The sequence below is a fragment of the Stenotrophomonas sp. 3(2025) genome (assembly GCF_052665395.1).
This window is the reverse complement of sequence record NZ_JBQOIF010000008.1, coordinates 56,954-76,031: the sequence shown is the minus strand read 5'-3', so window position 1 is coordinate 76,031 and position 19,078 is coordinate 56,954. Positions and strand designations below refer to the sequence as shown.

Below are 19,078 nucleotides of genomic sequence, written 5' to 3'. Positions count from 1 at the left end.
ACGCGAAGCGCGCAATCTACCACCGCGTCGTCGCATGCGCTGCCGTATCGTGCAACGCCCTCCCCTGCTATGCCAGACTCGCGGCGAGCGGCTGCCATGGAAGCAAGGGGAAGACAGGATGATGATCGTTCCAGCGTACTGGGCCGAAGCCCGCCTGCAGGACAGGTACAGGGGACGCCCGGTGGTGGTACGCCGGTTCGGCTGGTCCGACGACGACCAGGATGCCGCGCAGGCCCATGCCGATGCACGTGCGCGCGAAGCGCTCGATGCCATCCTCAGCGGCCAGGCCGTGCCGCGTCGCGAGCGACGAACCAACTACGGCGTGGAAGGCATCCCGATCCGCGAGCAGATCGTGCAGCGCAGCGATGACGTCATCGTTACCCGCAACAGCTACGGCGCGTTGTGCCTGAACACCCCGGACATACTGTTTGCGGATATCGACCACGTGTCCACTCCGTCAGGCTGCGCATTGCCGCTGCTCGGTGCGCTGGGGCTGCTGGCGGCCGGTGCGCTGATCGGCGGTGCGCTGGGCAACTTCAACATCGGCCTGGCGGCCGGCGGCATTGCCATGGTGGTGGTCAACCAGGTCCTGTCGGGGCGGCGCAAGCGACGGCTGGCCCGGTCCGGCGGTGTCGAAGGCATCGCACTGCAGCGCGTGCAGGCATTCGTCGAGCACCACCCAGACTGGCACCTGCGCGCTTACCGCACCCCGGCCGGGCTGCGCATACTGGCCATGCATGCCACGTTCGAACCACAGGATGCGCAGGTGCATGCCTTCTTCAAGGCGTTGGGCACCGACACGTTGTATGCACGCATGTGCACGCTGCAGCATTGCTTCCGTGCGCGGCTGACACCCAAACCGTGGCGGCTTGGCATCATCGCGCGCATCCGTCCACCGGTGGCGGCCTGGTCGGCCGAGCAGGCCAGCAACCCCGACCGCCTGGCGTGGATCGCCGAGTACGAAAGGGAAAGCGTCGGCTTCGCTGCATGCGCCTATGTCCGCAGCTTCGGCGATGAGCGCCGCGTGGACGCCAAGGCCGAACGCGTGCGCGACCTGCATGACCGGATGTCGCGTGCGCTGGAGAACCTGCCGCTGGGCTGAGTGCCCGTCGTGCTCAGCGACCGCCTTGCACGAAGGGTTGGCCCGCCAGCGTGGTTCCCACCTGCAGGACGACCTGCTGCCCATCCTTGGCGAAGGTGCTGCTGCAATTGTTACCGCCCTTCTGGCAACCCACTTCCGGGAAACCATCCAATACTTCGGGCGCATCGCGTGGCGGGCTGGCCTGCCATCCTGCGGCATCAAGAAGGCGCTTGGCCTTGCTGTAGGGCATGCCGGCAGTGATGCCCAACGCTGCCAGCTCGGCCGGCAGCGGCTGGGCGAATGCAATGCCCGGGCCAACGGAAATCGACAGCGATACGGCGAGGATGAAGGCCTTCATGGAGCGAACCCGTAGCGGACATCAGATGCGCAGCGTACCGCAGCTTTGTGGCCGATCCATGCCTGCATCACAGATGGTTACGCAACAGCGACAGGGGGATACCTGGCCCGGCTGTGCCCTCGTAGTCCCCCCTGTTCATGGCCCGGTCGTGCACTTCAATGCCTCCAGCTCAAGCTCCTGTTTCAAGCGATGCTGCAGCCAGGTGCTTTTGAAGCGGGCACGTGTTGCCTCCCCCTCTGGCAGCAACCGGGTCAACGCGTCACTCAGCGCGGGGCGCCACTGATCCGGCGCGAGCGACAGTGATCGCTGATTCACCTGCCCACTAGACAGCTGCTTCCATGGCAACATCAAGGCCTTCTGCGATCTCGACAGAAACACCACGTCAGGCTTGCCCTGGCGCTTCACCGTTACCGACATCACCGGATAATCGTCAGTCCACGCCACCCCGTCCCCCCTGAAGTGCTGCTGCACTCGCTGGTGCAGCCCCTGGACAGTCAACGTCCGACGGGCCCACGCCTGCTGATCGGCGAATGTGCACGATGCCGGCGGCATTGACCGCAGTTTCGGATCCAACTCCAGCATCTCAGCGCGATCAAGGCGGCCCGCAATCAGACTGATCGTGGCCTCCTTGGACAGCGGGGCAGCATCAATAGCCGCTTCGAACGCTTCGACCGCAGCAGCCGGCAATATCTGCTTGGGCAATTCCTGGCTTCCCGCCGAATCTGTGACACGAACACGCGTGGTGATTCCACGTACATTGCGCTCGATAAGCCAGTGCTCCGAAACACCTCCCCAACCGGACCAGTCGTAGGCCACATCGATGCGCATGGGCCCATCGGCTGCAGCAGCCATAGCGGCCGGACACAGGGCTACGACGACGAGAAACCAGGCCTTCATGACGCTCCTTGGAAAGCGGATTCTGTGGCACATGCAGCCTTCGTGCATCACAACCGGGCATGGCTCGGTGCTACTGGACGCCTGAACCAGAAAGGCCGCCCCGGAAGGCGGCCTTGCAGGATTACTTCGCGTTCTTCACGTAGGTGTCGAACCAATTCAGCATTTCATAGACCAGCTGCTCGTTCGATTCCAGCGCGGTGTACCAGTGCGGCTCGTTGGGCAGCATCACCAGGCGGGTGGTACCACCATTGCCGCGGATCGCCTGGTACAGCTTGCGCGACTGGAACGGCTCGGTGCCCGGGTTGGCGTCATCCTCGCCGTGGACCAGCAGCAGCGGCAGCTTGATCTTGTCGGCGTAGAAGAAGGGCGACGCCTTCAGGTACACATCCTGCGCCTGCCATACCGAGCGACGCTCGTTCTGGAAGCCGAACGGGGTGAAGGTCTTGTTGTACGAGCCACTGGTCGCCACGCCGGCCTTGAACAGGTTGGTGTGGGCGATCAGGTTGGCGGTCATCAGGCCACCATGGCTGTGGCCGGTCACGCCGATGCGGTTGCGGTCGACCACGCCCAGCTCCACGGCCTTGTCCACCGCCGCCTTGGCGTCGGCTTCCAGCTGTTCCAGATAGGTGTCGTAGGCGTTCTTCGGGTCACCCACGATCGGGAACGAGGCGTTGTCGATGATCGCGTAGCCGGCCAGCAGCATCAGGCGGTACGGCTGCAGACGGGTGAACGTCTGCTGCGAACCGGAGACCTGCCCGGCCTGCGCGGCATTGGCGAAGTCGGCCGGGTAGGCATACAGGATCGCCGGCACGCGCTGGCCTTCCTTGTAGCCCGGCGGCGTGTACAGGGTGAACGACAGGTCCACGCCATCGGCGCGCTTGTAGGTCACCAGGCGCTTCTGGATCTGCCGCACTTCCGGGGTCGGGTCGACCAGCTTGGTCAACGCAGCAGGCTTGGACTGGAATTGTGCCTCGCCGGCCTTGGCATCGTTGATGCGCTCACCGAGCAGACGCACGAACGCGTTCGGCGGGTCCATCACCGACTGGTGCCAGGTCAGGAAGCGACCCGGTGTATTGCTGAACCCCAGGAACTGCTCGTACGCATCGGCATCACTGCGGAACAGACGTTCGCTCTTCAACGTAGCCAGATCGAGCGCATCCAGGAACGGACGGTCGCCCTGCGGCGACGCCCCCTGCCCGCGCAGGAACACGGTGTTGCCCTCCTGGCGCACCACCGGCGCACCGCTGGGCAGGCGCTTGAACACCAGGTTGCCCGGGTTGCCGTACAGCTCATCGCTGGACATGTCCCACAGCAGGCGACCTTCCTTCTTCGGCTGGTCCACATCGACGATGCGGGCCTGCATCCAGTGGCGGTTCTCGTCGTTCTCGAACTGGAACGACACGGCCGGGTCGGCCGACCACGCAAAGCCCTCGAAGCGCTGTGCAGTGCGGGCGATTTCCACCGGCTTGCCGGTGAACGGGGCCTTCAGCATCAGCACGCGATCGCGATGCGGCACGCTCACCTTCCAGTCGCCCTTGTCCAGCGCTTCGGCATAGACCAGGGTGGCCGGATCGGTGGAGCGCCAGTCATAACCCCGCGGGCCTTCCGGCACACCGTGTACCGGCACGCGATCGGCCAGCGGCAGGCTGGCCAGAACCGTATTGCGGCCATTGGCCAGATCCAGCACCGCCACATCATTGGCGAAACGCTGGTAGGTCACCGCATGCGAGAACGGCGCCTTCAGGGTCTCGGTCAGCACATGCTCGCCATCGGGCGCGGCGTTGACGTCGTTGTACAGCGCCGGCTGGCCAACCGGGCGCACGCTGCCGGCAGCGGCATCGACCACCGCCAGCTGCGAGGCACCGTAATAGGCGAACAGCTTTTCATCGTGCACGCTGGTCAGCGTGTCACGCGCTTCATAGGTGCTGCTCTCGCCACTGCTGCCCAGCGACTCCTGCGCGTCCGGACCGGTGGGCGTACCGCCGTTGGACGGCGCCGGCCCCTGGTTGGCCGGCACCAGCTTCACCAGCAGGTTCTGGCTGCCGCCCAGCCACTGCACCGTGCTGCCGAAGATGGGGTTCAACTGCACGTTCGGCACCTGCTTCACCTGGCCGGTGGCGGCGTCGCCCACCCACAGCTGCACGCTGGTATCGACGGCATTCTGGAAGGCGAAACGGCTGCCATCGGCCGACCACTGTGCGCCACCTGCGCACCCCTGCGGCAGGTTCACCTTGGTGCTCTTGCCGCTGACGATCTCGACCAGGGTGAAGTCGGCCACACAGGCCGGAATGCCATAGCCGCCGGGGGTGTCGTGGCGGCTGCGGTTCTTCGGTTCCAGGCGCACGCCAGCCAGCTTCAGGTACGGCTGGGCGACGCGGGTGATGGACGGATAGGTCTGCGCGGTGGTCAGCAGCAGGCGCTGGCCGCTGGGGTCGATGTTCGGTGCCGGCGGCGGCGGCGCCTTGAGCACCTTGAGCAGGTGTTCCGGCGGCTTGGCGTAGTCGGCGAAGGCCGGGCCGGCGGCCAGCAGGCCGAGCGTGGCAACGGCAACGGCCGCCGCCAGAGAGGTACGACGGATGAGCATCCTTTTCCCCTGGGGTGTGAGTTGGGTACCCGCACGGCGGGCATGGGCCGAATCTAACACCCCCTGCCCACCGGGAAATGGGCCGGAAGGGCTAGTCGCCCCATCCTGCAAAGCGTGGCCCTGCCTGGCCCGGCCCCTCTCTGGACGCCCCTCGCCTACTGCCGCGCGTGCAACTCCCAGGTGGACAGATAATCGGGATCGATCACCGTCACCCCACTGGACCGCAACTGGTACTCGCCCGGCGCGGCCGGCAGGTACTGGTCCAGCATGGGCGGCAGGTAGCGCTCATGGCCGTCATCGCCATCGGCCAGCACCAGCCCTTCTTCGGCACTGACCCTCAGCACGGTGCCGGCAAACTGCTCCAGCCCCTGCACCTGACCATCGCCGCCAAAACGGGTCACGCCCACCAGCACCAGCTTGCCAATCATCTGCGCGGCCTTGGCATCATCCAGATCCAGGGGCGGCAGGGCTCCTCTCGATTCGTTGCTCATCGTGCACCTCGGAAGCCTGCGTGGACATCGTGGACGAGATGCGCGCCCAGTGCTGCGAACGAAGCAGCGCCCCGGGGCGACTCGCATGCATGTAGTGGCTCTGCGCACTGCGTGATGCAGAGCCAACCATCGGTGCTCAACTCACGGAAGAATTCTGTCTGAGGCTGCATGAACCGCAGCAACGTCTTCAGCATGTCTGCCAACACCAGCGCACGCTGCCTGCGCGATAGGCTGGTTGCTGATGCGGTAGGTATACGCGTGAACAGGACTGTGCATCGCGGGCCTCCTTGCCGAGGGGAGTGGCCTCGCAGGGCCACGTTCAACGCTGCGCAAATGTGCCGGAAACGAGCTGGCGGGTGTCGGTCGCGGGAAAGCGGCAGACCTGCAACTCAAGGCCACGCCAGCGCTCAATCTATCGTCTACACCGCTGGATGCTGCCATCGGTCGCGGAACGACGAAGTGAAGAAAGATCCATGCATGCGGAGCCAACTGCGCGCGGCCATGGCCACGCTCTGCGCGGGTAATCCAGCTGCAGCCAAGGCCCGAGCCCCGAAGCGCCCTGCCCGGTTTCAGCCATCATCCATTGCATTTAACCTGTGATTCACCTGACCCCATCCAGAGTCAGCGCTCAACGTGCAAGGAACGCTCATGCTTGGGTACGCATTCACACGGCCGTGGACAATCGTCCTAAGTGCGGCCTCGCTCTGCGCCTGCGCACACGCGACTGACCAATCGTCGACTTCTCAAGGACCCACCACCATGGCATCGACTGCCTCCGACGCCGCAACGCCGTCTGCGCTCACCGCAGACCAACTCCTGTTGCGCCTGCTGGATCTGATCAAGGACACCAACTCCACCCGTGAACTGACCCTTGAACGGGTATCGCAGGCCATGCAGGCGCCCGCGCAGCGTTTCGGCCCGGGTCACTTCGGCTACGGCGGCACGCTGACGCCGGAATGGAGCTACGGGCTGGAAATCAAGACGGCTGGCGCCGCCGATACGCGTCTGGATCTCAATTTCATCGATACCACCGCCGAGCGCAAAGCGAACGCATCGGCGATCTGTCAGGTCGACTTCGATCAGTTCGCCTCGGGTCTGCAGGCCGCGGGTTTCAAGCGTGAAACCATCCGCGGCGAGCACGGCCGCGTCATCCATGACCGTTTCGATCGCCCGAACCTGAGCATCAAGGTCGACACGATGGCTGAGAATCCGACCCCGTCTGGCGAGCCGGCACATGCCTGCGTCCGCCTTGTCACCGTGCAGTAAGGAGCGGCGCACCATGCCTACGCTTTCAGCGGATACGGAACGCCTGCTGACCGAATTTGCAGGAAAACCCGATGTAACGACCGATCAGGTCGACAACCTTCGCAAGGCCATCGCCAACTCTCCGGCGCTGGCAACCCAGGTCGACTCGGCCATCGCCGCCGGTCATCTGCAGCGCTTTGAGCTGCTGCCTGCCGACAGCAGTGTGGGCGGCGAGTACGACGGCGGCGCAAAGACGATCAGCCTGCCTGCGTCCAGTCTGTCCACCCCAGCGCGGGACAGGCATGACGCTGCAGAGCTGACATTCGTTCTGGGCCATGAGCTGCAGCACGGGTTCAATGATGCAGCGACCGAACGGGCCTATAAGCAGTTTGATTCCGATATTGCAGACATTGCCGCACGCGATTCGACCCACGACTACACCCAGGCCATCGGCAACCTGCTCGCAGCCAACCGGCGCGACGAGGCATCGGCGAACATCGAGGGCTGGAACGCATTGGTAGGCATGGTCAAGACCGCCAAACCGGACGCCACGCTGGAAGATGTCTACAAAGCAAGTACCCGTGCAGAGGAGTTCGTGCGCGTACAGCCCGGCCCGCCGATGACCTATGCCGCGCATCCGGACCTCACACTCAATGCAGACCTGAGCATGACCGCCACTGCCGCCAACATCGAGGGCATGGGCAAGCACTACTACGACGAAGGCGTGTCGTCGCGGCTGGGTCCCAATGGCAATTCGGATTACCAGAATTTCTACGCTGCTTATGCCATCGGCCGGGCCTGCGAGGAAGAGGCCAGAAACCCGGCACCCGATGGCATCAGCCGGATGTCGGTGAACATGGCGCAGCTGGGCCTGCAGGAAAGCCTGCTGGAACAGAACGGCCTGTCTCTGGGTGAGGGCACGCAGCCACGGCAGCCCTACTTCGATACCAGCACCTCGCCGTCCACGCTGCACTATTTCGACCACACCGAAGGCACCTACGCCCACGTACCCATCACTGCACAGGCAACCACACCCGTGCCGACCGCGGCGCAGGCTGCGCCGTTGGCGGGTGGCAACGACCGCGCCCTGCACGATCAGATCCGCGGCAAGGTGGCAGAGCTGGATGCCGCCAACGGCCGCAGCTTCGACGCCTCCAGTGAACGCTTGAGCTCAAGCCTGCTGGTACTGGCCCGCGAGAACGGCCTGGACCGCGTGGATCATGTGGTGCTCAGCCGGCAGGCAGGCGATGTCGCTGCGGCGCAGAACGTGTTCGTGGTGAAGGGCGCTCTGGATGATCCTGCGTCGCTACGCGCATCGACAGCCACAGCCGAAGCCGCGCAGCGGCCGGTGCAGGAAAGCCTGGACAGCCTCGCTACCGTCAACCAGCGCCAGGCCGACCACGCCTCGCAGGAACAGACGCGCCAGCAGGTGCAGGAACAGCAGCGCAGCGCGTTGTCGCACTGAGGTCAGGGACAGCGCCGGGCACCGCCCGGCGCACCCCATGCATGGGCCACGCTAGAATGCACCCATGCGTACCGTCCATGCCCTCCGCTACATCACCCCCTTGCGGGAAGGTGGCTCGCTGCCTGCCGTGGTCGAGACCGACGACGACGGCATGGCGGTACTCAAGTTCCGGGGCGCTGGCCAGGGACCCAAGGCGCTGATCGCCGAGCTGATCGCAGGCGAGATGGCACGCGCGGTGGGCCTGCCGATTCCGGAGATCCTGTTCGTCGAGCTGGACAGCGAGTTCGCGCGGACCGAGCCGGACCCGGAGATCCAGGACCTGATCCGCGCCAGCGAGGGCCTGAACCTGGGCCTGGATTACCTGCCCGGCGCGATCAACTACGATCCGGCGGCGATGCCGGTGGACGCCGACCTGGCCTCGCGCATCGTCTGGTTTGATGCATTCACCAGCAACGTCGATCGCACCACACGCAATCCGAACCTGATGGTCTGGCACCGCAAGCTGTACCTGATCGACCACGGTGCGGCGATGTACTTCCATCACGACTGGGCCAACGCCGGCGATGCCTGCGAGAAGCCCTTCGTACTGATCCGTGACCATGTGCTGCTGTCATTCGCCAGCCGCATCGCCGAGGTGGATGCCGAGCTGGCCGCGCGCCTGCCTGATGCGGAGATCGAGCGCATCGTCGGCCTGGTGCCGGACAGCTGGCTGGTCGATGAGCCGGCCTTCGACAGCCCGCAGGCTTACCGGCAGGGCTACATCAACTACCTGAAGCATCGCCTGAAGGTGCGTGCGGTGTTCGTGCAGGAGGCCATCCGTGCCCACGCTGCACACGTATGACTATGCCGTCATCCGCGTGGTACCGCGGGTGGAGCGCGAGGAATTCATCAACGTTGGGGTGATCGTGTCCTGCCCGGGCGCACGTCACCTGGAAGCGGCAATCGAGATCGATGCCGCGCGCCTGCACGCCTTCGCGCCGGCGCTGGATATTGAAGCGCTGCAGCCTTGGCTGGATGCAATCGTGGCGATCTGCCGGGGCGATGCCGGCGCCGGCCCGATCGCGCAGCTGCCTGCGCGCGCGCGCTTCCATTTCCTGACCGCCAAGCGCAGCTCGGTGGTGCAGATGTCCAGCACACACGTAGGCCGCACGGCGGACCCGGCGGGCGTGGTCGAACACCTGATGGCAAAGATGGTGCGCGTTCCCAACTAACGACCTGCCGCCGCCTTTACGTGGTGCATCCTGCCGCGCTTGCTCGCCAAACCGGGCGCGGCCGCCTCCTCGCCGAACAGCATACGCCCGTTACCGACATTCAACCGGTCCAGGTGATCCAGTGGTTGGTTTCAAGCAAACGCCATCAGGGGCCTTTGCGGTTCACCGCAACGGTTACCGTGAAGTAGGGAATCACGCTCCACTGCGTGCGCGGATGATGCAGCGATTCCACGCCCATGCCGATCTGGTACTTCACGCTGCCCGGCTGCTCATGCCAGAAATAAGGCGCGCCGCTGCTCCAGCCACAACATACATACGTCAATGACGGCATGCCAAAGGTCTGCTGCAGATAGGCTTCGATCTTCGCCGCCGAGGCACCGTTGACGCGATACCGCGCTTCCATCGGCTGGATGTAGGAATCGTCGTCCTGCGTGCAGCCTACGTATTCCAGCTCGGCTGGTTTGCGTCCCATCGCCTGCAGGAAATCCTGGCAGACGGTGTCGGGGCGGGCCAGGCCTTCGGAGCGGCCGTGCAGCTCCCATTCTGCAAGCGCGGCGTCGGGAAGCTGTGCCTGTGCTGTGCCGGCAAGAAGGAAAGCCATGCACAGCGATGACCATTGCAGTCCAATCAGGCCCCTCTTGCCGCTCTGCTGTCGGTCGTTGCTGCCGGCACCGTGCATCACAGGGGCACGCGGCGGGCGATGTAGTTGATCACATTGCCCATCGCATCCGGATCGACGTTGGCCAGGCCGATCAGTACATATCCCTGCTCAGGCATCACCACAATGGCGCTGTTCGAGCCGGGCGCCCCGCCCTCATGGCCGAACTGGCGCTGCCTGCCCTCTCCCTGCACCATGAACCCGTAGCCGTACCAGCCCTTGTTGTTCTGCGGACGCGTGGCCTGCTGTAGCCACGCCGGCGAAACCAGGGTGCCGGCACGCAGGGCCTCGGCGAACTTCAACATGTCACCCACGGTGCTGTAACCGCCACCGGCCGCAGTCCCGCGCCATGGCAGGGATCTGGTTTCGCTGAGCCACTGTCCTTTCACCCGGGTATAGCCGGGTGCACGATGTGGAACGTCCACCAGTTCCGGCTCAAAGCCGGTTGCCGTCATGCCCGCTGCGCGGAGAATATGGCCGTTGACATAGCGGTAGTACGTCTGCCCGGACACCACCTCGATGATCCTACCGAGCACAATGAACCCGTAGTTGGAATAGCCATCCTGGCTGCCTGCGGCAAACTGCGGGGGATCCTTGGCGAAGCGCTGCACATAATCGTCGTGCGTTCTCAAAGACGCCGCGTAGTGCTCGAAATCATCACCGAAGAAATCACCGAGCCCACTGGTATGGTTGAGCAGTTGCCGGATCGTCACCGTACCTGCCACCCCTTCGTTGGGATAGTCCGGCAGGCGCTTGCCGATGGTGTCATCCAGGGCAAGACGGCCGGCCTCAGCCAGTTGCAGGATCGCCACTGCGGTGAACATCTTGTTGGAAGAGGCAAGGCGGAACTGCGTCTGCGCATCGACGGGCACGCGCTGCTCGCGGTTGGCGAGCCCTCCCTGCCACTGCATCAGCACCTTGCCATCGTGCGCGACCAGCACGGAGCCAGAGAGTGCGTCGGCCGCCTGCAGCGCGTTGAGCCGTGCCGTGGTTTCGCCCAGAAGTGCCGGCAGTTCCATGCGTGCGGGCTGGAACTGTGGCGGCGTCGGCACACCTTCCAACTGGAACAGCTTCACGTGGCGTGGAGCGGCAGGGTCCATTTCCGCAGTCAACAGCATCGCCCGTTCACTGTTCTCGCCCAGCACCAGCACTTCGACCTTCTCCGGCGTGCTCGAGCGGACGTCGAGGACCTTCATCGGCCCACTGGACGCACGGAACTCCAGGTAATCCTGCGGGCCGCTGCCCGCCTTCTTTGCGTACCTGTCGGCGAACGCCTGCAATCCATCGAGGCTGCCCGCATTGAAGGCAGCCAACCATTCATCCACGGCATCCTGTGCGCGCGGACCACTCGATCCGGCAGGTACTTCGGCCGCACCAACACTGGATGACAGTGCCGGCAGCAGGGCGAACGCCAACAGCAAGGCACAGGAGCGTTGACGGTACACGGACATGGCGAATCCTTCGCAGGCAGAACGTAGCGCCATCCTAGAGGACAATCGCATAGAGTCCATGCACTACAGCCGCACGCAGCTCCTTGAGCTATTCCGGCAACGCATACGCCATCACGTAATCCCCGGCCGGCGTCTCCATGAAGTGGTGCCCGCCAGCCATGATGACCACGTACTGCCGCCCGCCCTGCTCGTACACCATCGGGTTGGCCTGTCCACCTGCCGGCAGCTTGGTGTGCCACAGCTCCTTGCCGGTCTTCAGGTCGATGGCACGCAGCAGGTCATCGGTCGCTGCGGCGATAAAGATCAGGCCGCTGGCGGTCACCACCGAACCGCCATTGTTCGGCGTGCCGATTTCAATGGGCAGGCCGGAGCGGATGCCGAAGGGGCCGTTGCCACGCGCGCTGCCGAACGGCCGGTCCCACAGCAGCTTGCCGCTGCGCAGGTCGATCGCACGGATACCGCCATAGGGCGGCTGCTTGCACAGCAGGCCGGTGAACGGCAGCCGCCAACCGGCGTTGACGTCGATGCCATAGGGCGTGCCGACCTGCGGATCCCCTGCGCCTTCGGCCCCCCCCTTGTCGGCGCGCATCTGCTCGCGCGGCAGCCAGCCCTTGCGGTCGGCTTCGGCGCGCGGCACCAGCCGGTTGTAGTTGGGCATGTCGTTGTAGTTGGCCACGATCACGCCACGCCGCGTATCGATGGCCACGCTTCCCCAGTCCGAGCCACCGTTGTAGCCGGGGTATTCGATGGAGTGGTGATCGCTGCTGGGCGGTGTGTAGAACCCTTCGTAATGTGCCTTGCGGAACTGGATTCGGCAGACCAGCTGGTCGATGGGGGTGATGCCCCACATGTCGCGCTCGGTCAGCGCGTCGTCGCGCCGCAACGTGTGGTACAGCGAGAACAGCTGGGTGGCGGCACGCTGCTCGGGTTCCACGCCGCCCTGTGGCACCTTGCGCTCCTCGGCCGGGGTCAGCAGCTGGCCGTTGCGACGGTCGAGGATGTACATGTCGCCCTGCTTGGTGGGCAGCAGGATCGCCGGCACCTTGCCCGATGCCGTCGGGTAGTCGATCAGGCTGGCCTGCGAACCCAGGTCGTAGTCCCAGACGTCCTTGCGCACGGCCTGGAAATGCCAGACCGGCTTGCCGGTATCCACATCGATGGCGACCAGCGAGGTCGCGTACCTGTTCTGGTTTTCGGTGCGCGAGCCACTCCAGTAGTCGCCTGCGGAATTGCCCATCGGCAGGTACACCAGGCCCAGTGCTTCATCGCCGGTCGCGGTGGTCCACATGTTCGGTGTGCCACGTGTGTAGGTCTGCTCGCGCGGTGGCAGGCCGCTGCGCTCGGGCTGGTCCATGTCCCACGCCCAGCGCAGCTTGCCGCTGATCGCGTCGTAGGCCTGGATGACGCCGGAGGGCGCGTCGCGGCGCTGGCCGTCCAGTACCTGGTGGCCGGTGACGATGACACCGCGGACGATCGCCGGCGGCGAGGTGATCGATACGTAACCCGGCGGCACCTCGCCCATGCCCAGGGTGATGTCGACCTGGCCGTTGTTGCCGAAATTCGCGCAGGGGCGACCGCTGTCGGCGTCCACCGCGATCAGGCGGCCGTCCAGCGTGCCTTCGATGATGCGTGCGCTGCAGGCTGGGCGGCTCCCTGGCGCCGCGCTCTGGTGGGTGCGGGTCGGCGGCGGTGCAGGCAGCGCGAGATCGGCAGCCACGTCAGCCAGTGCGGCATCGGCGAGGGTCGGCGCGCTGGGCAGCTCGTAATAGGACACGCCACGGCAGGCGGCCGTGTACGGGATCGACGCATCTTTCACCTTCGGATCGAAACGCCATAGCTCCTTGCCGCTGCCGGCATCGAGGGCGATCAACTGATTGCGTGCGGTGCACAGGTACAACCGATCACCGATCTTCAGTGGCGTGGTTTCCGCACCCCAGCGCTTCTTCGGCAGGTCGCCGGTGCGGAACTGCCACGCCAGTTGCAGGGTTCCCACGTTTTCCGGGGTGACCTGCTGCAGCGGCGAATAGCGGGTGGCCGCATTGCTGCGCCCCCATGCCGGCCAGTCGCCCTCGGCCGGTTGGTCGGCAGGCTGCAGGCCGGTGGTGTCACGGGTGGGATCAAGCCCGGCGCCGACCGCCGGCTCGGGGAACGGCTGATGCCCGTCGACCACGCCATGCGGGGTGAACGCGAGGCCGAAGGCGGCCACGAAGACCAGCATCAGTACAGCGGCCACGCTGCGCGACAGCCGCCTGGGCACCGGCGCCTGCAGGGTCGGCGCCAGCAATGCCAGGACGATGCCAAGGGCGGTCACCAGGCCCAGCCGCGGTACCCAGCGCCAGTAATCGCTGCCCGACTCCCACCAGGTCCACAGCAGGCTGCCGATGAACACCAGTGCGTACAGCAGTGCACCGCTACGCCGATTGCCCCACAACAGGATGCCGCAGACCAGCAGGCCGAGGCCGGCAATGGCGTAGTACCAGGAGCCACCGAGACTGAGCAGCCACGCACCAAGGCCGCCGATGACCAGGCCGAGCACGATCAGCAACAGGGCCAGCACGGTAACGAGAGGATGGCGGGGCGGAGGCGCGGAAGCAGACTGCGGCGTGGCGGACATCGTCGATCTCCGGGGGCAGCATGCGCCCTTATGCCACCGTCACCGTGAAGTGCGTGCGTATTTTCGACTGCAGACACGACGACGCCGGCACAAGGCCGGCGTCGTCGGGTACCTCAGCATCGCGGCAGGATCACTCCTGCGCGGCGTCCTCGCTGCTGGCAGCAGCCGGTGCGCCGTCGGTCGTGGCCGGGGCAGCGGCGGCCACCTCGTCCTCGTCCTCGTCGATCGAGGCATCCATGCGCTCCACCGCCTGCAGCTTCTCGTCCTTGGACAGGCGGATCAGGGTCACGCCCTGGGTGTTGCGGCCGACGCGGCTGATTTCCGAGCCACGGGTACGCACCAGGGTGCCGCCATCGGAGATCAGCAGCACCTCATCGTCGGTACCCATCAGCACGGCGGCAACCAGCTTGCCATTGCGCTCGGTAGTCTGGATACCGATGACGCCCTGCGTGCCACGCCCCTTGCGCGGGTAGTCCGGCAGCGGGGTGCGCTTGCCGTAGCCGTTTTCGGTGGCGGTGAGGATGTAACGCAGGTTGGCGTCGTCGGCACCTTCGATCAGCGCATCGCCATTGGCGACGGCTTCCTCGACACCGTTGTCGTCCTCGTTCTCGTCCTCGATGCCGCCAGCACTCTCGGCCACGATCAGGCTGACCACTTCCTCGCCGGCCGGCATCCTGATGCCGCGCACGCCGGTAGCGGTACGACCCATCGAGCGCACCTTGTCTTCACCGAAGCGCACGGTCTTGCCGTTGGAGGCGAACAGCAGGATGTCGCGCTCGCCATCGGTCAGGCCGACGCCGACCAGGGCATCGCCCTCGTCGAGGTTGATCGCGATCTTGCCGCGGGCCAGACGGAAGGCGAACTCGCCCAGCGGGGTCTTCTTGACCGTACCGTTCTTGGTGGCGAAGAACACGAACTGGCCATCGGCGTACTCGCGCACCGGCAGCACGGCCTGCACGCGCTCGCCCGGCTCCAGCGGGATCCAGTTGATGATCGGACGACCGCGGGCGTTGGAACCGGCTTCAGGCAGCTGGTAGACCGGCAGCCAGAACACCTTGCCCGAACTGGTGAAGGTCAGCAGCGTGTCGTGCGTGTTGACCAGCCACAGCTGCTCGATGAAATCCTCTTCCTTGGTCGACGCCGCGCTGCGGCCACGGCCGCCTCGACGCTGGGCGCGATAGGCGCTGACCGGCTGGCGCTTCACGTAACCGGCATGCGACAGGGTGACCACCACGTCTTCCGGGGCGATCAGGTCGAGGATGTCCAGGTCTTCTTCGCTGTGGCGGATCTCGGTACGGCGCTCGTCACCGAACTCGGCCCGCACGTTGATCAGCTCTTCGCGGATCACCTGCAGCAGGCGATCGGGATCTTCCAGGATATGGATCAGCCCGGCGATCACTTCCAGCAGCTGCTTGTATTCCTCGGTCAGGCGGTCCTGCTCCAGCCCGGTCAGGCGGTGCAGGCGCATTTCCAGGATCTGCGTCGCCTGGATCTCGGTCAGCTGGTAGCCGCCTTCTATCAGGCCCACGCCCTTGGGCAGGTCATCGGGACGCGAGGCTTCGGCACCGGCAGCGCCGAGCATCGAACCGACCAGGCCCGGTTCCCACAGGCGCGCAAGCATGCGCTCGCGTGCCTCGGTGGGGTTCGGCGAGGTCTTGATCAGTTCGATCATCTCGTCGATGTTGGCCAGCGCAACGGTCAGGCCTTCCAGCACGTGGGCACGGGCGCGCGCCTTGCGCAGCTCGAACACGGTGCGGCGGGTAACCACTTCGCGGCGGTGGCGGACGAAGGCCTCCAGCATCTGCTTGAGGTTCATCAACTGCGGGCGGCCGTCGACCAGCGCCACCATGTTGATGCCGAACACCGACTCCATCTGGGTCTGCTGGTAGAGGTTGTTGAGCACAACCTCGGCCGACTCGCCGCGCTTGATTTCGATGTAGATGCGCATGCCGTCCTTGTCGGACTCATCGCGCAGCTCGCTGATGCCTTCGATCTTCTTTTCCTTGACCAGCTCGGCGATCTTCTCGATCAGACGCGCCTTGTTCACCTGGTAAGGAATTTCAGTGACGATGATCGACTCGCGGCCGTTGTCGGCCACTTCGACATCCGCCTTGGCACGGATGCGCACGCGGCCACGGCCGGTGCGGTAACCGGCGATGATGCCGGCGGTGCCGTTGATGATGCCCGCAGTCGGGAAATCCGGGCCCGGGATGAACTCCATCAGGCCATCGATATCGATTTCCGGATTGTCGATCAGCGCGATGCAGGCATTGATCGATTCGGTGAGGTTGTGCGGCGGAATGTTGGTCGCCATGCCCACCGCGATACCGGCCGAACCATTGACCAGCAGGTTCGGGAACCGGGTCGGCATGACCGTCGGCTCCAGCTCCTTTTCGTCGTAGTTGGGCTGGAAATCGACGGTTTCCTTGTCGATGTCCGCCATCAGCTCATGCGCGAGCCGCGACATGCGCGCCTCGGTGTATCGCATCGCCGCGGCGGAGTCGCCGTCGACCGAACCGAAGTTACCCTGGCCATCGACCAGCATGTAGCGCAGCGAGAACGGCTGTGCCAATCGCACCAGCGTGTCGTACACCGACTGGTCGCCATGCGGGTGGTACTTACCGATGACGTCACCGACGATACGTGCCGACTTGAAGTAGGGCTTGTTGCTGTGCGCGTTGAGTTCATTCATCGCAAACAGCACACGACGATGCACCGGCTTGAGGCCATCGCGCGCATCTGGCAGCGCGCGCCCCACGATCACGCTCATGGCGTAATCGAGGTAGCTCTTGCGCATCTCGTCTTCCAGGTTGACCTGGATGATTTCCTTGGCGGTTTCTGCCATTCGGGTTCCGTTGTCTGGTAGCGGTCCAGTCCGGCGCATCCACCCGGGGGTGATCGTGCCGGAACCTCGATTCAACCGCTGGATTCTACCACACGGGGCCGTTTTCCGCCTGCCTTTACGGTGATTTTACCGGCACAAATCAGGAACTTAGGGGGTTGCCGGCCAGCGGCCGGCACTACCGGATGCCGGGGTCGGAGCCCTTTCCAGCGGAAAGGCAGCCGCCCCTGCCCGCGTCAACCGCCAAAGGCGGCGCGCATGTTCTCCGCGGTCGGGTTCAGGATCACCCCCCGCTCGGTCACGATGGCATCGATCAGCTCGCCCGGGGTGACATCGAACACCGGGTTCCAGGCGGCGATGCCCTCGGCCACGGTACGGGTGCCGCCCACGCCGTACAGTTCGCCCGGGTCGCGCTGCTCGATCTCGATCTGGCTGCCGTCCACGGTATCCATGTCCACCGTCGAGGACGGCGCCACGACCATGAACTTCACCCCGTGGTGGCGGGCCGCGATGGCCAGCTGGTAGGTGCCGATCTTGTTGGCGGTATCGCCATTGGCGCAGATGCGATCGGCGCCCACGATCACCCACTGCACCGCACCGGTCTTCATCAGGTGCGAGGCGGCAGAGTCGGCGATCAGCGTCGCGTCGATGCCGTCCTGCTGCAGCTCCCATACCGTCAGGCGCGCCCCCTGCAACCACGGCCGGGTCTCACCTGCAAACACACGGGCGATGCGGTCCTGGGCCATGCCGGCGCGGATCACGCCCAGCGCCGTACCGAAGCCAGCGGTGGCCAGCGAGCCGGTATTGCAATGGGTCAACACGCCGCTGCCGGCCTCGATCAGGCCGGCACCGAGTGCGCCCATGTGGCGGTTGGCGGCCAGGTCTTCTTCGGCGATCGCTTGCGCTTCAGCCTCCAGCAACGCCTTCCAGTCGGCACCGGCAGCGCTCAGGCAACGTCGCATGCGTGCCAGCGCCCAGGCCAGGTTGACCGCGGTCGGGCGCGAAGCATTCAGCCGCTGCAGCGCCGGTTCCAGCTGCTGCAGCGCATGCGCGCCATCGGCAGCCTGCACATCACGTGCGGCCAGCACCACACCCCAGGCGGCAGCGATGCCAATGGCCGGCGCACCGCGCACGGTCAGGGCGTGGATGGCGGCAGCCACCTCATCGCTGTCATGGCAGGCCACATGCTCGACCACGAACGGCAGCTTGCGCTGGTCGAGCAGTTGCAGGGCATCGCCGGTCCACAGGATCGGGCGGATGTGGTCGTAGCGGGCGTAGTCGAGGTCGGTGGCGGTATTCATGGCCCCATTGTAGGGCCACGCCACGCACGGATGGACCCCGTCCGGGGTCAGTTCACCGAGAATTCGGCGCGGCAGCCGCCGTCGACCCAGATGCCGTTGCGGTTCCAGCCCCAGGTGCTGCCTTCCTCGCATGGCGTGCTGGAAAGCTGGTTGGAGAGGGTGGCGCTGGTGGAGATGCTGGCGCCACAGAAGCGGCGCTTCTTGGACTTGGATTCGCAGGTCAGCCGGCGCGGCATGTCGACGAAACGGCCCTGCTCGTCGGCCACCTCGAAATCACCCTGGCAACCGCGGGTGGTCCACACCTCATTGCGCTTGTAGCCCCAGCCCTGCCCTTCCCGGCACGGCAGCACCGACAGTTGCCGCAGCAACCGTACCGGCGCACCGTCCAGGCGTACCGGGCAGCTCTGCGGGCGACCGTTGGACTCACAGCGCACCACCCGCCGCACCAGTCGCTTGCGGCCCTCGGCCGAGGGCACGGCATCAGTCTCTGCACCGCGCGCGCGGAACTCGGCGCGGCAGCCCAAGGTAACCCACACGCCACTGCGGTCGGTGCCCCATTCGCTGCCACGGATGCAGCTGTTGTTGGACAACTGGCGGATCAGGTCAACGCCGTTGCTGACATCGATGTCGCAATGCACCCAACCCATGTCGCGGGATTCGCAGGTCACCACTTCGCTGTCATAGCCAAGCGACTGCGCCGATGCGGTCGACGGAAGCAGGCCACCCCATATCGCCACGGAGTACATAGGTGCCGCTACGACCGCAAACCACTTGACCAAAGCCTTCCCCATGAATGGATGAACCACGACGCAAGTGTGCGGCATCGGCTGTGATAAGAGCATCATCGTGGTTGCTGAATCAAGCGCGCAGACGCGTGTTT

15 protein-coding genes are annotated in these 19,078 nt (G+C 65.3%); 5 read left to right on the top strand and 10 right to left on the bottom strand.

Features of this window, described 5'->3' with window-relative positions:
• The first annotated feature begins 118 nt into the window (after nt 1-118).
• Nucleotides 119-1,102, top strand: a complete 984-nt coding sequence (locus tag ACUXVE_RS08350; protein ID WP_445514195.1) for a hypothetical protein — start codon at nt 119-121, stop codon at nt 1,100-1,102.
• Between the two features lie 13 nt (nt 1,103-1,115).
• On the opposite strand, the gene ACUXVE_RS08345 is transcribed toward ACUXVE_RS08350, so the two are convergent.
• From ACUXVE_RS08345 to ACUXVE_RS08330, 4 genes are all read right to left on the bottom strand, one after another.
• On the bottom strand, nt 1,116-1,439 hold the full coding sequence (locus ACUXVE_RS08345) for a hypothetical protein (RefSeq protein WP_222388924.1): 324 nt from the start codon (nt 1,437-1,439) through the stop codon (nt 1,116-1,118).
• 135 nt (nt 1,440-1,574) lie between these two features.
• Nucleotides 1,575-2,336 (bottom strand): hypothetical protein, encoded by a 762-nt coding sequence (locus ACUXVE_RS08340; RefSeq protein WP_445514194.1) that lies wholly within the window; start codon nt 2,334-2,336, stop codon nt 1,575-1,577.
• A gap of 121 nt (nt 2,337-2,457) precedes the next feature.
• Nucleotides 2,458-4,920, bottom strand: coding sequence for a S9 family peptidase (locus ACUXVE_RS08335; protein WP_222388920.1), 2,463 nt, complete (start codon nt 4,918-4,920; stop codon nt 2,458-2,460).
• A 155-nt stretch (nt 4,921-5,075) separates the two neighbouring features.
• A complete protein-coding gene (locus ACUXVE_RS08330; protein ID WP_025876944.1) occupies nt 5,076-5,411 on the bottom strand; it encodes a hypothetical protein in 336 nt (111 codons plus the stop codon).
• Nucleotides 5,412-6,170: 759 nt separating this feature from the next.
• On the opposite strand from ACUXVE_RS08330, the gene ACUXVE_RS08325 reads away from it, so the two are divergent.
• The 4 genes from ACUXVE_RS08325 (at nt 6,171) to ACUXVE_RS08310 (ending at nt 9,332) form a co-directional block, all read left to right on the top strand.
• On the top strand, nt 6,171-6,677 hold the full coding sequence (locus tag ACUXVE_RS08325) for a hypothetical protein (protein WP_261311881.1): 507 nt from the start codon (nt 6,171-6,173) through the stop codon (nt 6,675-6,677).
• 13 nt (nt 6,678-6,690) lie between these two features.
• Nucleotides 6,691-8,121 (top strand): XVIPCD domain-containing protein, encoded by a 1,431-nt coding sequence (locus ACUXVE_RS08320; RefSeq protein WP_445514193.1) that lies wholly within the window; start codon nt 6,691-6,693, stop codon nt 8,119-8,121.
• 64 nt (nt 8,122-8,185) lie between these two features.
• Complete coding sequence (locus ACUXVE_RS08315) at nt 8,186-8,962, top strand: HipA family kinase (RefSeq protein ID WP_032976287.1); 777 nt, start codon at nt 8,186-8,188, stop codon at nt 8,960-8,962.
• Entirely contained in the window at nt 8,940-9,332 is a 393-nt protein-coding gene (locus ACUXVE_RS08310) for a DUF3037 domain-containing protein (RefSeq protein WP_093819080.1), read from the top strand. Before ACUXVE_RS08315 ends, ACUXVE_RS08310 begins: the two co-directional genes overlap by 23 nt.
• 145 nt (nt 9,333-9,477) lie before the next feature.
• On the opposite strand, the gene ACUXVE_RS08305 is transcribed toward ACUXVE_RS08310, so the two are convergent.
• The 6 genes from ACUXVE_RS08305 to ACUXVE_RS08280 all read right to left on the bottom strand — a co-directional run bounded on the left by ACUXVE_RS08305 (nt 9,478) and on the right by ACUXVE_RS08280 (nt 18,977).
• Nucleotides 9,478-9,933, bottom strand: a complete 456-nt coding sequence (locus ACUXVE_RS08305) for a DUF4952 domain-containing protein (protein WP_222388907.1) — start codon at nt 9,931-9,933, stop codon at nt 9,478-9,480.
• A gap of 77 nt (nt 9,934-10,010) precedes the next feature.
• A complete protein-coding gene (locus tag ACUXVE_RS08300) occupies nt 10,011-11,441 on the bottom strand; it encodes a serine hydrolase domain-containing protein (protein WP_445514192.1) in 1,431 nt (476 codons plus the stop codon).
• Nucleotides 11,442-11,529: 88 nt separating this feature from the next.
• Entirely contained in the window at nt 11,530-14,055 is a 2,526-nt protein-coding gene (locus ACUXVE_RS08295) for a membrane-bound PQQ-dependent dehydrogenase, glucose/quinate/shikimate family (RefSeq protein WP_222388906.1), read from the bottom strand.
• Nucleotides 14,056-14,185: 130 nt separating this feature from the next.
• On the bottom strand, nt 14,186-16,900 hold the full coding sequence (gene gyrA, locus ACUXVE_RS08290) for a DNA gyrase subunit A (RefSeq protein WP_032976292.1): 2,715 nt from the start codon (nt 16,898-16,900) through the stop codon (nt 14,186-14,188).
• A gap of 233 nt (nt 16,901-17,133) precedes the next feature.
• On the bottom strand, nt 17,134-18,198 hold the full coding sequence (gene mtnA, locus ACUXVE_RS08285) for an S-methyl-5-thioribose-1-phosphate isomerase (protein WP_032976294.1): 1,065 nt from the start codon (nt 18,196-18,198) through the stop codon (nt 17,134-17,136).
• Between the two features lie 47 nt (nt 18,199-18,245).
• The gene (locus ACUXVE_RS08280; protein WP_025876921.1) at nt 18,246-18,977 is read right to left on the bottom strand and encodes a DUF3011 domain-containing protein; all 732 of its coding nucleotides are present in this window, start codon (nt 18,975-18,977) and stop codon (nt 18,246-18,248) included.
• Nucleotides 18,978-19,078: the final 101 nt, after the last annotated feature.